A 14,363-nucleotide genomic window follows, 5' to 3' on the forward strand; every position below is an offset into this window, starting at 1 on the left:
CTGGATTCTCCTTAGCTGACCACGATTTCGACGCGGCGATTCTTGGCGCGGCCCTCAGGTGTGTCGTTACTAGCTATGGGATTGGCGGAACCGTAGCCCTGGGCGGTGATGTGATCGCGGGCAACTCCCTGGGCAGCGAGGAAGTCGGCGACGGTGGTGGCTCGCTGAACACTCAACGGAAAGTTGATGCCCTCGCCGCCGCCGTTGTCGGAGTAGCCGTTGACGGTCACGTGTGCGTCCGGACAGACCTTGAGTTTGGCGGCTACCTGGCTCAGGATCTGGTTGTCGGCGGGGGTCAGGCTGACCCCATCGTTCTTGAAGGCAATCGCGCCGCCAGTCAGAGCATTGATGACCGCCGGCAAGTCGGTACAAGGGCCGGGGGCGCCGGAGGCTGGCGGTGGACTGGCGCCTGGCGTCGGAGCCGGCGCCTTGACCTCGATGTTGTTCGCGACATTGACTCCGGGCCAAGCGGTTTTGGCCGCACGCTCCACCGCGTCTTTCTGGTCGGGCGACGCGGCGGTTCCCGACAAGGTCACGGTGTTGCCCCCGACCTTGACGCTGAAGTCCGGGATAGCGGCACCGGCGGTGAAAACCGGTTCTGCGTTTGCGAAATCGAGGGCATGGACCAGGGGATCGATACGGATTTGGTCGATGACGGTGACGCCCGGTGTCAGCACGTTTCTGAGCGCCGCCAGTAGCGCCGCCTTGGAATTGTCGTCGGGAAAATCGCCGATAAGCGTAATGGTGTTGCCGCTGCGGCTGATTGAAAGCAGCGACCATGACACGTCGGAGGCGCTGGACGTGCTACTGGTCGTTGTCAGGGTGGGCAGGTCACCGGCCGGCCCGGTGACCGACGTGGGGCGCTCGAATGCGCCGTAACCGATTGCCGCGATCAGCAACGGAATAACCGCCAGCGCGATCAGCCAGGCGACACCGAGCGGGCGCCGACGCAATCTCCGCGCGTGGGTGGGTGCGGGCGGTATGTCTGAGACCGGCTGGGTACCCACCATCGCCCTGCCTCTCGCCGTTGAAAAGTATCTGTCCCGCCCTCAGGCGATATGCAGCCTACCGACTGTCCAGCGGCGAAACTGCCAATGTCAGGCACACTGGAGCAATGGCTGGCGGGAGCAAACCAACGGACAGCGAGACCCTGGCGCAGATCCGCGACCTGGTCGCCGAGGAGAAAGCGCTGCGTGCACGGCTGCAGCAGGGTGACATCACCGAGTCCGATGAGCATCAGCAACTGCGCCGCATCGGAATCGAACTCGACCAGTGCTGGGACCTGCTGCGGCAGCGGCGGGCATTGCGCGAAACCGGTGGTGACCCGCGCGAGGCACACCTGCGGCCCGGCGGCCAGGTCGAGGGCTACCTCGGCTAGCACCGATCCGTGCTGCCTGTCGACACCACCATGCGGCAATTCGATGTCGTCGTCGTCGGCGGCGGTCACAACGGCCTGGTCGCGGCCGGTTACCTGGCCCGGGCGGGGCTTTCGGTGCGGGTGCTGGAGCGGCTGTCCCACACCGGCGGGGCCGCGGTGTCGGCGCAGGCCTTCGCGGGCGTCGAGGTCCGACTATCGCGGTATTCGTACCTGGTCAGCCTGTTGCCGAAGCGCATCATCGACGACCTGGGCGCGCCCGTGCGGTTGGCCCGTCGACCCTATTCGTCGTATACGCCGGACCCGGCTATAGCCGGGCGTTCCGGTCTGCTCGTCGGGCCGAACGGCGCGCGCACATTCGCTGCGATCGGCGCCGCGGCTGATGAGCATGGCTTTGCCGCCTTCTACCGCCGTTGCCGACTGGTAACCGAACGGCTCTGGCCGACGCTGATCGAGCCGTTGCGCACCCGCGAGCAGGCACGCCGCGACGTCGTGGACCGCGGCGGCCGTGTAGCGGCGAGCGCCTGGCAGGCCATGATCGACGAGCCGATCGGGCACGCCATTACCGACACGGTGGCTCACGACCTGGTCCGGGGGGTGATTGCGACCGACGCGCTGATCGGCACCTTCGCCCGACTGGATGACCCGTCGCTGACGCAGAACATCTGCTTCCTGTATCACGTGCTGGGCGGGGGGACCGGAGACTGGGACGTTCCGGTCGGCGGCATGGGTTCGGTGACGTCGGCCCTGGCCGCTGCGGCCGCCCGACACGGTGCCGAAATAACCACTGGCGCAGAGGTTTTCGCGGTGGAGCCCACCGGGGAGGTGCGCTACCGCGCGGGCGGCGACGAGCATGCGATCCGGGGCCGGTTCGTGCTTTCCGGCGTCACACCGGCAGTGCTCGCCGACCTCCTGGGCGAACCGGAGCCCTCGCTGGCCCCCGGCGCACAGGTCAAGGTGAACATGGTGGTACGCCGACTACCCCGGTTGCGGGACCCCAGCGTCACCTCGGATCAGGCCTTCGCCGGGACCTTGCACGTCAACGAGACCTTGACCCAGCTGGGCACCGCGTATTCACACGCAGCCGGCGGGCGGTTGCCCGACCCGTTGCCGTGCGAGGCGTACTGCCATTCGCTGACCGATCGCAGCATCCTGTCGGACCGGCTGCGCGACGCGGGAGTGCACACCATGACCGTGTTCGGCTTGCATACGCCACATTCGCTGTGCTCCGGCGCCGACCCGGACACCGTCCGCGGCCAGCTGACGCGGTCCGTGCTCGCGTCACTGAATTCGGTTCTGGCCGAACCTATTCAGGATCTCCTGCTGGCCGACGCGGACGGCCGGCCATGCATCGAGACCACCACCACGCTGGACCTGCAGCACACGCTGCACATGACCGGCGGCAACATCTTCCACGGCGCCCTGTCGTGGCCGTTCGCCGAGGACGACGAGCCGCTGGACACACCGGCCCGGCAATGGGGGGTGGCCACCGGCCACGAACGGATCATGCTGTGCGGCTCGGGTGCCCGCCGCGGCGGCGCGGTGTCGGGCATCGGCGGGCACAACGCCGCCATGGCGGTGTTGGCATCACTCGACTAGCACTCGACTAGCACTCGACTAGCACTCGACTAGCGGCACTTACCGCCCGTCGATGGCCACGTAATCGCGCGCCGTATAGCCGGTGTAGATCTGACGTGGGCGACCGATCTTGCTGTCGCCCTCGTCGTGCATCTCCCGCCAGTGCGCGATCCAACCCGGGAGCCGGCCGAGCGCGAACAGCACGGTGAACATCCGAGTCGGGAAACCGAGTGCGCGGTAGATCAGGCCGGTGTAGAAGTCGACGTTCGGGTAGAGCTTGCGCTCGATGAAGTAGTCGTCGGTCAGCGCCGCCTCTTCGAGCTCCTTGGCGATGCCCAGCAGTGAGTCGTCGCCGCCCAGCTTGGACAGGATCTTGTCGGCCTGTTCCTTGACGATCCGGGCGCGTGGGTCGTAGTTCTTGTAGACGCGGTGGCCGAAGCCCATGAGTTTGACGCCGGCCTCGCGGTTCTTCACCTTGCGGACGAATTCGCTCACGTCGTCGCCGCTCTCGCGAATCTGCTCGAGCATTTCCAGCACCGCTTGGTTGGCGCCGCCGTGCAGCGGGCCCCACAGCGCGTTGATGCCGCCGGAGATAGAGGTGAACAGGTTGGCCCGCGACGAGCCCACCAGCCGCACCGTCGATGTCGAACAGTTCTGCTCGTGGTCGGCGTGCAGGATGAACAGCATGTCCAGCGCCCGCACCACCTCGGGGTCGGCCTGGTAGGGCTCGGCCGGCAAGCCGAACGTCATCCGCAGGAAGTTCTCCACCAGCGTCAGCGAGTTCTCCGGGTAGAGGAAGGGCTGGCCGACCGACTTCTTGTAGGCGTAGGCAGCAATGGTGGGCAGCTTGGCCAGTAAGCGGATGGTCGACAGCTCAACCTGGTTGTTGTCCATCGGGTCCAGGGCATCCTGGTAGTACGCCGAGAGCGCGTTGACCACACTGGACAACACCGGCATCGGGTGCGCGTTGCGCGGGAAGCCGTCGAAGAACCGCTTGAGGTCCTCATGCAGCATCGTGTGCCGCTGGATGCGGCCGGTGAACTCGGCCAGCTGGTGGGGGGTGGGCAGTTCGCCGTAGATCAGTAGGTAGGAGACCTCGATGAAGGTCGATTTCTCCGCCAGTTGGTCAATCGGGTAACCGCGGTAGCGCAGAATGCCGGCGTCCCCATCGATGTAGGTGATGGAGCTCTTGCAGGCGGCGGTGTTGACGAAGCCGACGTCAAATGTCGTGTGTCCCGTCTTGGCGAGCAGCGGACCGAGCGCAATACCGTCCGCACCTTCGGTGGCATGGACGACCTGCAGGTCGATCTCGCCACCCTGGTACTTCAGAGTTGCGGTGTCATCGGTGTCGGCCACGAGAACCCCTTTGCGCTCTGGCTGATATGGCAGCCCCACTCGGTGCGTATAGGTGAAGGTAGCCGTTAACACGACGGTGCGCCTGCCCGGGGTCGAATCTACCGGTCACGCGGCGCTTGTCGGGTCTTTCCGGGCTTGTCCGCGCATGCGGGTAGGCCTTCGCGCACTTGCGGCGTCTCGAGCATGCGGTCACGGCGGCGAGCGTGCGCTTGCGACGACGAGTGCGCTTGCGACGACGAGTGTGCACCTACGGCCTCGAGTGTGCATCCATGGCGTCGAGTGTGCGCTCCGGGCGACCCTGAGGCCCTTGGGCCACCGTCAGCTCACAGTCAAAACCACCAGTGCACACTCGGCCCGCCAGCGGCTTGATTATGAGAGCTATCCGCCCCTATGCCGCTTCGCGGGTCGCGTCGTCGGCGCGCATCGCACACCTCGCCGCTGCGCCGCGCGCATCGTCCGGCCCGCTAGGGCTGCAGCCGCTCGATATGACCGCCAGTGACCCGGATCCTGTTGTGTACCCGGTTTTCCCGGCCCTGCCAGAACTCCACCACCTCAGGACCAATGAGGTAACCGCCCCAGTTCGGCGGAACCGGAATGCGCTCCACATCGGCGAACCGCGCAGTCACTTCCGCAAGTTGATCGAGCAGCGCCGCGCGCGACGCGATCGGCTGCGACTGGTGCGACGCCCATGCTCCCAGCTGCGACCCGCGCGGCCGCTCGGACCAGTACTCCTCGCTCACTCGGGGATCAACCCGACTCACCGGGCCGCGGATGTGGACCTGTCGGCCCAGCTGAAACCAGGGAAACGTCACCGACGCATAAGGCACAGCCGCCAGCTCGGCGCCCTTGGCCGACTCGTAGCTGGTGAAAAAGGTGACCCCCATCTCGTCCACGCCCTTGCACAGCACCGATCGGCTGACCGGGCGGCCCGCTGCGACGGTAGCCAGCACCATGGCATTCGGCTCGGCGACGCCGGCGCGTTCAGCCTCGGCAAGCCAGGTGCGGAACAAAGCCAGCCATCCGTCGGCAAGCCAGGCTTCATCCAGGTCGGGACTTCCGTCCTTCTCCACGGACCCGTACTCCACCCGCATTCCAGCCAGATGACCTGTCATCGTGTCAACGCTACCGGTGTCGTTACCAGCCGGTAGCGTCCGCTGGGAGGTGGGGTGCAAGAATTTGCCTATGACTGTGGTCCCGGAAGATTTTATCCCTGGTCTTGATGGCGTGGTGGCCTTTACCACCGAGATTGCCGAGCCGGATAAAGACGGCGGCGCGTTGCGCTACCGCGGCGTCGACATCCAAGATCTGGTGAGTCAACGGGTCGCATTCGGCGACGTGTGGGCACTGCTGGTGGACGGCGAATTCGGCCGTGGGCTGCCGCCCGCCGAACCGTTCCCGTTGCCCATCCACACCGGCGATGTGCGGGTCGATGTGCAAGCGGGACTGGCAATGCTGGCCCCCATCTGGGGGTACGCGCCATTGCTCGACATCGACGATCGCACGGCCCGCGAACAGCTGGCCCGTGCGTCGGTGATGGCGTTGTCCTACGTCGCACAGTCCGCGCGGGGCATCTACCAACCGGCCGTGCCGCAGCGAGTCATCGACGAATGCTCAACTGTGACAGCGCGTTTCATGACCCGGTGGCAAGGCGAGCCGGACCCCAGGCATATCGAAGCCATCGACGCCTACTGGGTGTCGGCGGCCGAGCATGGTATGAACGCCTCGACGTTCACCGCACGCGTGATCGCCTCCACCGGTGCAGACGTCGCAGCAGCGCTGTCCGGAGCGATCGGCGCGATGAGCGGACCGCTGCACGGCGGGGCGCCGGCGCGGGTCCTGCCGATGCTCGAAGAAGTCGAGCGCACCGGCGACGCACGCGGTCTGGTGAAGAAGATCTTGGATCGTGGCGACAAGCTGATGGGCTTCGGGCACCGGGTCTACCGCGCCGAGGACCCGCGGGCGCGGGTGTTGCGAGCAACGGCCGAGCGGTTAGGCGCACCGCGCCACGAAGTCGCCATGGCGCTGGAGCAGGCTGCGCTGGCCGAGCTGCGGGAACGCCGCCCGGACCGGGCGATCGAGACCAATGTGGAGTTCTGGGCCGCCGTCATCCTAGACTTCGCCCGGGTGCCGGCCAACATGATGCCGGCAATGTTCACCTGCGGGCGCACCGCGGGCTGGTGTGCGCACATCCTCGAGCAGAAGCGACTCGGCAAGCTGGTCCGGCCGTCGGCCATTTATGTCGGGCCGGGCCCGCGCAGCCCGGAATCTGTCGCAGGGTGGGACCAGGTTCTCACCAGCGCCTGATTCGACGCCTGATTCGACGCGAAGGGCCGCCCTCACACCTCGCAGCCGCTCCCCCGGTTGCCCGCTGTCGTCAGGCGCCGAAAGTCACCAGCCGCCACCGACAGTTGCGTCGCTAGGGACCCACGTTGTCCGCGGTGTACTGGAAGGTGACCATGGGCGGACTGTGATCCGACAGCGGCTGTCCGTTGGAATTAAAGAACTTCGGCGCCTCGTTGCTGTAACCGATCGCCTTCAACGTCACTCCCTGACCGCTTCGATAGAAGATCTTGTCCAGCAACTCGCACTCGTTCCCCACCAGGCACGTGGGCGCGAAGGGTGGGCTGGTGGGGCCACCCTGCACCAGCACCCACGCGTCGGTGAGGGAGTTGTTCGCGGCGAATTGCAGAAGGGCACTTTGGTCGTCGGAGTACAGGGCGTTGAAGTCGCCTGTGACGATGACCGCGCGGCCCGCCGAATTCTGCTGGATGTAGTTGGTGATCTGATCGAGGCTGGCATTGGTGAACGCGCCGCCGCCGGTGTTTGTATGCATGTTGTAGAGGTCGATAGTCTCACCGCCCGGAAGCTGCAGCTGGCTGTAGCTGAAGCCTTTTGCGGTGAGGCAGTTGTCGGCGCTGCACTGCCACCACGTCTGCCGGTCGAGCCTTTTCACCTTGAACTGCGCGAGGGTGTTAAGTCCGTCAGAGAAGGGCACTCCGATAGGCCACAGCAACGTGGGCGGGCTGGGCGGTGTCTGGCTGGGCATATCCGATTTCTTGACCAGGAAATCGTGGTAGGCGAAGTCTTCCTGGACGTTGGCGACATAGTAGGAATTGAGCCGCTGCCCAATCTGTTTGGTGTACAGAAAGCGCGGCAAGATTGCGCTGGACAGCGGGAAGGGCAGCCCGGCAATGTTGTACGTGAGCATGCTGAAGACACCGCTTATCGTCGTGGTCGGGATGCCACCCACGAAGACGGTCACGGTCGCGACGTCGTCGTGCCCGTGGAAGGGACCCAGGTATCCCGCCAGACCATGCACGTGCAGGCTGGTGTCGTCACTGACGGCGACGGTGAAGGTGTCGTCGCCGACGAAACCCGGATCGGCCGTATAGGTGAAGCTGGCTGTTTGTTGGTTGATGCTGACAACGCCGTGCTGCGGTCCGCCGGGTGTACCCCGCGGATTGACCTTGAAGGTCATCCTGTTGCCGTCGGGGTCAAAGGCCGTGAATGCGACGGGGCCGGTGCTGCCGTTCAGGGGAATACTGACCTGTTGGGGGGTCGCGACCGGAGTCCGGTTGAACAGGACGGGCACCACCCCGTTACGAATCGCGGCCAGAAAATCGATCACGGCGTTGAGCAGGTCATCGGGAATGCTGCCGGGGTCGACCGGTTGCGCACTGACGCCTGGCAGGGCCGCGCCCGGCACCGCAGCCGCCGCGCCCGGCACCCCGGCTGTCGCGCCCGGCACCCCGGCTATCGCGCCCGGCAGCGCAGCCGCCGAGGTGTCCGACCCGGCTGGCGGTGACGGCACGTCGGCCCACTCGCCCGCTGATGAACCCGAATCCGTTGGCGCAGCGTAGCCGACCGTAGGATTGGTCGGCGTGGTGCCAGCCAGCAGAACAGCGGTTATCGCCCCGACGCCGCCGATACGCCTGGCATAACCCATGGATTCTCCTCGTGCATCCATTAGTGAGCCGGTGATTGTTGAACTGCCAGTGGATAATTCGGGTGCTCGTGGTCGCTTGCCGTAGCATTTCGGGTCGCATTTCGCATCGGACATCAGCGGTGTTTGACCCCTAGGTGCGAATGCCGAGCGAAGTTTGCCGCGCCGCGAGAGCTATTGTCAATATCCGACTTTGGGTTAGCTGACCTAATCGCCTTCGGGTGTCCCGCCGGCACTTTCAATCAGTTTCCGAGTTCGACGAGGCACCCGCTCGGAGGCGAGGCGATGCGTCCCGCGCCGCGAACGGCGCACCGTCGCAACTGCCTGCCTTCGATGATCTCGGCGCCAGGACCAACCCTCCACTCTTTCGACGAGCCCTTTGAAAGGTGACCGAGAAATCGTTATGCCTTCGCCAAAGGTGTTGACATGCAACGGCATTTCTATCGTACGTTTGAAGAGAGCGGACCGCGCACGCATTCGAACCTGCCGCTTATTCACTCGGGGCGATCAACGGTGGACAGCTGTCGATTGGCTCCCCGCAATCCGAAACTCCGTGGCGAGCAGCTGATATCGCTGCGCACTCCGTCGAGAGCCAGCGTTTTCACAGGCGATGAGCATCGTTTCAATGGAAGCCTCCGCCTATGTAGGTGAACCCGTGCCCGGTGGACGTGCCAAGTGTGAACAGTGGCCGAGGTACTCAGCCGCACAATGAGTTTCGCTGCGCTACCGTTCTGGTAGCCCGTGGTTGTTCGACATTCTTTTCAGCATTGCCCAACCAGGCACGGAGCCGGCCCGGGTTGCCGATTCGTGGTAGCCGTCCAGTCTTGGCGGAACACTCCTGTCGAGCATTGGCCAGGGGGCCGGTTGGTCGCTCACAAAGACGATGTGAGGCAGGACCGTCGGGGTATTCAGCACGGCTTGTGGTGTCGCTCGACCCGACGTTGTGATGCAAAAGTATTCGTGTTGACACCGAAAAGCACCCGTGTCGAGATCCAATAGTGCTCATGGTGATACCAAAAGTATCCGTAATCAACTGATCACGCGCCGTCGGTCAACCAGGTATCCGCCGCCGACATGAGTCGCAAAGACCGGCAGCGTCGGCGCGGCAGCGGGACGGCGGCCGTCCAGACGTGGAACATGGCGTGCAGCACGAACAGCACAACGGCCGCGCCGACGGCCGCCTTGGCCGAAATCCGCCGGTAGTTCGCGACAGCCACTATCGAAAGGCCGAGTCCACTCCTTGTGGTGGCGAGTAGTGCCAGTCAGTAAGCGCTGCGCCGCCGTCCGCAGTTCCTCGATGCACTGCTCGACGCTGATATCGCCGACACCCATGCTTCCCCCACCGCCTGGGCTCGTGACGGCAGGCGCTCCTGCCGTCGCCGACGCTGCGCGATGAAAATCGCCGCCACGTTCGGTCAGTACCTGTGAGCCCCGCGCGGGCGATACCAACTATCCAAAGGAGCGAACAAAGTGGCAATCACCGTGGAACCCGCATTGTCCCCCCACCTCGTCGTCGACGACGCCGCGGCGGCGATCGACTTTTACGTCAAGGCCTTTGACGCCGTCGAGCTGGGTCGGGTACCAGGCCCCGATGGCACGCTCATCCATGCCGCGCTGCGCATCAACGGCTTCGTGGTGATGCTCAACGACGACTTCCCGGAAAGCTGCGGTGGCAAGTCGACGACACCGAGGTCACTGGGCGGAACCCCGGTCACCATCCACCTGACTGTCACCGAGGTCGATGCCAAGTTCCAGCGGGCAGTGGACGCCGGTGCCACCGTGGTAATCCCGTTGGCAGACCAGTTCTGGGGCGATCGATACGGAGTAGTCGCCGACCCGTTCGGCCACCACTGGTCACTGGGGCAACCCGTCCGGGAGCTCAGCATGGCGGAGATTCAAGAGGCCATGTCCGCGCAGGCAACCGGCTAGTTCAGGCCAGCTCACGCAGCCGCGTCAGCAGGCGCCGTCGCAGTGGCGCCGTCTGCTGTTCGCCGGTCGCCGCCGCAAGCATGTCGGTGACGTCGGTGAATTTGTTGCGCGGCCGCCCGTCGCGGCTGCCGCGGGCGACCTCGGCGGCATCGATGGCACACCAGCCCGCGGCGTCGATGACGTCGGGCTGACGCGTGGTCACCAGGTGGTCCAGCGCCGCCGGCTTGCCCACCGGATCGGTGAGCTTGCCCGCATTGAAGTCGGCCACCAACCCCTGAACGGTTTGCCAGGAACAGGATTTGTTCGTACCGATGAACCCGGTCGGCCCGCGCTTGATCCAGCCCGCGACATAGGCACCCGGCACCGGCTGCCCGGTACCCGGATCGACGACCCGGCCACCGTCGTTGGGCACGACGGCCGCCGCCTCGTCGAACGGCAGATCACGAATCCGCTTGCCGCGGTAACCGATCGACGTCAGCACCAGACCCGCGTCAAGCCGGCGCATCTCGTCGGTGCCGGTGACGGCGAACTCGACGCCGGTGGCCCGTTGGGATCCCAGGACGCGGCGGGGTGTGAGCTGATAGGCCAGCCGGATTCGCGGCTGCGACGCCGGGCTCGACCCGTCGCCCAGGGTGCTCAGGATCTCCAGCTTGGCTTTCGTCAGCGGCTCCGAGACGGTTGCCAAGTCCTCGAGGACCCGCTTGTGGTCGTCGCGGTCGAGCACCACGTCGGACGCGGCGGTAAGCCCGATCAACTCGGGCAGGGTGAACGCCGAGTGAGCGGGTCCGCGGCGGGCAGCGATCACCACCTCACGGACCGCCGAGCCGCGCAGCGCCTGCAGCGCATGATCGGCGATGTCGGTCCGGGCCAGGTCACCCGGGTCGGCGGTGAGCACCCGTGCCACGTCGAGAGCGACATTGCCGTTGCCGATGATCACGACGCGGTCGTGACCGAGATCGACCGGGAGATCGACGAAGTCGGGATGGCCGTTGACCCACGCGACCAGCTCCGTCGCGGTACCGGTGCCGGGTAACCCCATTCCGCCGACGTCGAGGCGACGGTCGTCGGGGGCGCCGACTGCGTACACCACGGCGTGGTGGTGGGCCAACAGATCGGCGTGCGTCAGGTGCTTGCCGATCTCGAGGTTGAGGTAGAACCGGAACCGGTCATGGCGCGCGACCCGGTCGAACAGTGTGGTGACCCGCTTGGTGTTCGGGTGATCCGGCGCCACCCCGGCGCGCACCAGCCCGTAGGGCGTGGGCAGCTTCTCGAAAACGTTGACGTGCACCCCCGGTTGGACCAGAAGCTCGTCGGCGGCATACATCGCGGCGGGTCCGGATCCGACAATGGCAACGGTCAGCGGATGGCGGCGGGCATGCACCTCGGCGGCCGGGATCACGGGGGCCAGTTTCGACGTCGGCGGCAGCTTCGCATCGGCGGGCCGCTTCGGATAATACGAGGCGTTGATCTCGACGAACGGCAGTTGCCGCGATTCCAGCCTGCTATCCGGTGAAATCGCTCCCACCGGGCAGGCGCTCACGCAGGCGCCACAGTCGACGCACGCCACCGGATCGATATACAGCATCTCCGACGTGGCAAACCCCGGCTCGTCCGGCGAGGGATGGATGCAATTGACCGGGCAGGCAAAGACACAGGACGCGTCATTGCAGCACGACTGGGTAATAACGTGCGGCATAAAGGATTACGCGGCCGGGGCAGCAGCCAGGTGCTGACGCTGCGGCTCGCTGCGGTAGCGCGACGGCTCGCCATTGATCTTGCACAGCCGCCACATGAGCCGGGCCAGGCGACTTTCCATCAACCCGGTGTCGTAAGCCAGCATCCGTACGTCGGCGAACATGTCGCGCAACCACTTTCGCGACTGCGGCGACCGGAAGAACAGCTCCTTCTTCACCTCACGCGGGATGTCGAATTCCTCCCAGAACGCCTTGGGCGGCACCACGATTGCGTTACACAACATCCGCATGGTCAGCGGGAAGTACAACGACGTCCAGAATCGCTGCCGCTTGGTCAACTGCGGCAACCGCTTACGTAGGAACTCATGCGCGAAGGAGATGTGCCGAGCTTCCTCGGCCACGTGAATGGACATCACCCGTTCCATGATCGGATGCAGCGTCTTACCCTCACGCAACACATTCTTCTGGGTGTGGTCGATGGGCTCCTCGCCGGCGAGTACCCCGATGAAGAAGGCCACCGGCAGCGGGCCGGCCACCAGCGGGATGAACGGCGAAACCCAGCGCAGCCGCCGCGGCATCCCCGCAACGTCGGCGCCGACACGGTTGATCATCTCCTGGAACATCATGGTGTGGTTGCACTCTTCAACCGATTCATGCAGGCAATACCGATATTCCGGTGACCCGTTGGGCATCCAGAACGTGTAGTTCATCAGGCCGCGGATCAGGATGGACTCGAAGTGCAGCCCGACCTTGGCCACGTTGGCCTGACGCCACATCCCGATCTTGATCTTGCGCTCGTCGGGCTGCGCCAGATACCAGGGGTGGCGGCCCAACGGGTCCGTCGCCGGCAGTATCCACCGCGGATCGTTGTCGGTGACAGCGAATTCCGGTGACTCCCAATCGATGTCGGTGTACGGATTGAAGTTTCGCCGCACCGACCCCTCGGACAGTGTGGCGAGCATCTCCACGTACTCGGTGTCGTCCCGAACCTCCATGTTGCGGCGCCAACGCCGAACCATGCGCGTCTTGTCCACTGAGAAGCCTCCCCGATGAGGTTTGTGTTGAGGTTTACCCTCGGACGTCCGATAAACACGGTACCGCTGGTACCGGGAATTATCCAGACCCGCCGGCGGGCTGTGTCCTGGTCCGCATCGATCGATTGGGTGTGACGCTGCTCACGGCGGGCGGCTTGCCGCGGCGTTATCCGGCCCGCATGGTCGCCGGCCCCCCACCGCTTCACTACCCTGAGTGCCATGGCCGACCAGCTGACGACTGCCCTCGAGATTCCCGCTGACCTCAAACCCCGTGACGGGCGCTTCGGGTCGGGCCCGTCAAAGGTGCGGCCGGAGCAATTGCATGCGCTGACCACCACTGCGGCGGCATTGTTCGGCACCTCGCACCGGCAGTCGCCGGTCAAGAATCTGGTGGGCCGGGTGCGCACCGGTCTGGCCGAGCTCTTCTCGCTGCCCGATGGTTACCAGGTGATTTTGGGCAACGGCGGCGCGACGGCGTTTTGGGACGCCGCCGCGTTCGGGCTGATCGACAAGCGCTCATTGCACCTGGCCTACGGCGAGTTCAGCTCGAAGTTCGCCTCAGCCGTCACCAAGAACCCGTTCGTCGGCGACCCGATCGTCATCAAGGCGGACCCGGGCGGCGCGCCGCGGCCGCAGGCCGACCCGTCGGTGGACGTGATCGCCTGGGCTCACAATGAAACGTCGACCGGGGTGGCGGTACCGGTGCGACGTCCCGCCGGCTCGGGCGACGCGCTGATCGTCATCGACGCCACCTCGGGTGCCGGCGGTCTGCCGGTCGACATCACCGAGGCTGACGCGTATTACTTCGCGCCGCAGAAGAATTTCGCCAGCGACGGTGGCCTGTGGCTGGCTCTGATGAGCCCGGCCGCGCTGGCCCGCGTCGAGGCCATCGCGGCCTCGGGGCGCTGGGTTCCCGACTTCTTGTCGCTACCGATAGCGATCGAGAACAGTCTGAAGAACCAGACGTACAACACACCGGCGATCGGCACGCTGGCGCTGCTGGCCGAACAGCTCGACTGGCTGCTGGGCAACGGCGGGCTGGAGTGGGCGGTCAAGCGCACCGCGGACTCCTCGCAGCGGTTGTACTCGTGGGCGCAGGAGCGGCCGTACACCACGCCGTTCGTCACCGACCCGGAGCTGCGCTCGCAGGTGGTGGGCACGATCGACTTCGACGACGACGTCGACGCCGCGGCCGTGGCCAAGACCTTGCGGGCAAACGGCATCGTCGACACCGAGCCGTACCGCAAACTTGGCCGCAACCAGTTGCGGGTGGCGATGTTCCCCGCCGTCGAACCCGACGACGTCAGCGCCCTCACCCAGTGCATCGACTGGGTGGTCGAGCGGCTCTAACCTGCTCGTTATCCGCCCGCAACCGTCCCGCGTGTCAGCGCGGGTTGCGGGATTGGCTGCATTAAAGTGCGCACGTAACAGGTCTGGTGCTCAGCTGCACGGAA

Annotated in this window: 12 protein-coding genes; 5 read left to right on the forward strand and 7 right to left on the reverse strand. The window is 65.5% G+C overall.

What is annotated here, in order from left to right; genetic code table 11:
• Positions 1-11: 11 nt before the first annotated feature.
• Entirely contained in the window at positions 12-1,010 is a 999-nt protein-coding gene (gene arfA, locus AWC07_RS13845; RefSeq protein WP_084293605.1) for a channel-forming protein ArfA/OmpATb, read from the reverse strand.
• Positions 1,011-1,114: 104 nt separating this feature from the next.
• Between arfA and AWC07_RS13850 the strand changes: the two genes are divergently transcribed.
• Both AWC07_RS13850 and AWC07_RS13855 read left to right on the forward strand, forming a co-directional pair.
• Positions 1,115-1,378 carry a DUF2630 family protein gene (locus AWC07_RS13850; RefSeq protein WP_036415571.1) on the forward strand — a complete coding sequence of 88 codons (264 nt, stop codon included), beginning with the start codon at positions 1,115-1,117 and terminating at the stop codon, positions 1,376-1,378.
• A gap of 30 nt (positions 1,379-1,408) precedes the next feature.
• A complete protein-coding gene (locus tag AWC07_RS13855) occupies positions 1,409-2,974 on the forward strand; it encodes a phytoene desaturase family protein (RefSeq protein WP_036420249.1) in 1,566 nt (521 codons plus the stop codon).
• 39 nt (positions 2,975-3,013) lie between these two features.
• Here AWC07_RS13855 and AWC07_RS13860 read toward each other — a convergent pair whose 3' ends face one another.
• Positions 3,014-4,309, reverse strand: a complete 1,296-nt coding sequence (locus AWC07_RS13860) for a citrate synthase (RefSeq protein WP_036420243.1) — start codon at positions 4,307-4,309, stop codon at positions 3,014-3,016.
• Between the two features lie 464 nt (positions 4,310-4,773).
• Positions 4,774-5,400 carry a pyridoxamine 5'-phosphate oxidase gene (gene pdxH, locus AWC07_RS13865; protein ID WP_139829697.1) on the reverse strand — a complete coding sequence of 209 codons (627 nt, stop codon included), beginning with the start codon at positions 5,398-5,400 and terminating at the stop codon, positions 4,774-4,776.
• Positions 5,401-5,491: 91 nt separating this feature from the next.
• On the opposite strand from pdxH, the gene AWC07_RS13870 reads away from it, so the two are divergent.
• The gene (locus AWC07_RS13870) at positions 5,492-6,613 is read left to right on the forward strand and encodes a citrate synthase 2 (protein WP_036420246.1); all 1,122 of its coding nucleotides are present in this window, start codon (positions 5,492-5,494) and stop codon (positions 6,611-6,613) included.
• Between the two features lie 112 nt (positions 6,614-6,725).
• Here the strand turns inward: AWC07_RS13870 and AWC07_RS13875 are convergent, their stop codons facing one another.
• Positions 6,726-8,255 carry an Ig-like domain-containing protein gene (locus tag AWC07_RS13875; protein WP_036412090.1) on the reverse strand — a complete coding sequence of 510 codons (1,530 nt, stop codon included), beginning with the start codon at positions 8,253-8,255 and terminating at the stop codon, positions 6,726-6,728.
• 1,034 nt (positions 8,256-9,289) lie between these two features.
• Positions 9,290-9,469 (reverse strand): hypothetical protein, encoded by a 180-nt coding sequence (locus AWC07_RS13880; RefSeq protein ID WP_036412088.1) that lies wholly within the window; start codon positions 9,467-9,469, stop codon positions 9,290-9,292.
• A gap of 253 nt (positions 9,470-9,722) precedes the next feature.
• On the opposite strand from AWC07_RS13880, the gene AWC07_RS13885 reads away from it, so the two are divergent.
• A complete protein-coding gene (locus tag AWC07_RS13885; protein ID WP_085105108.1) occupies positions 9,723-10,181 on the forward strand; it encodes a VOC family protein in 459 nt (152 codons plus the stop codon).
• Position 10,182: 1 nt separating this feature from the next.
• Here AWC07_RS13885 and AWC07_RS13890 read toward each other — a convergent pair whose 3' ends face one another.
• Both AWC07_RS13890 and AWC07_RS13895 read right to left on the reverse strand, forming a co-directional pair.
• Positions 10,183-11,877: a 4Fe-4S binding protein gene (locus tag AWC07_RS13890; protein WP_036415366.1), complete on the reverse strand. Its 1,695-nt coding sequence runs from the start codon at positions 11,875-11,877 to the stop codon at positions 10,183-10,185.
• Positions 11,878-11,883: 6 nt separating this feature from the next.
• Entirely contained in the window at positions 11,884-12,909 is a 1,026-nt protein-coding gene (locus AWC07_RS13895) for an AurF N-oxygenase family protein (protein WP_036415369.1), read from the reverse strand.
• Between the two features lie 219 nt (positions 12,910-13,128).
• Between AWC07_RS13895 and serC the strand changes: the two genes are divergently transcribed.
• Positions 13,129-14,259 carry a phosphoserine transaminase gene (gene serC / locus AWC07_RS13900; RefSeq protein ID WP_036415372.1) on the forward strand — a complete coding sequence of 377 codons (1,131 nt, stop codon included), beginning with the start codon at positions 13,129-13,131 and terminating at the stop codon, positions 14,257-14,259.
• Positions 14,260-14,363 lie beyond the last annotated feature (104 nt).

Origin of the sequence: Mycobacterium gastri (assembly GCF_002102175.1) — a bacterium.
GTDB classification, from domain to species: domain Bacteria; phylum Actinomycetota; class Actinomycetes; order Mycobacteriales; family Mycobacteriaceae; genus Mycobacterium; species Mycobacterium gastri.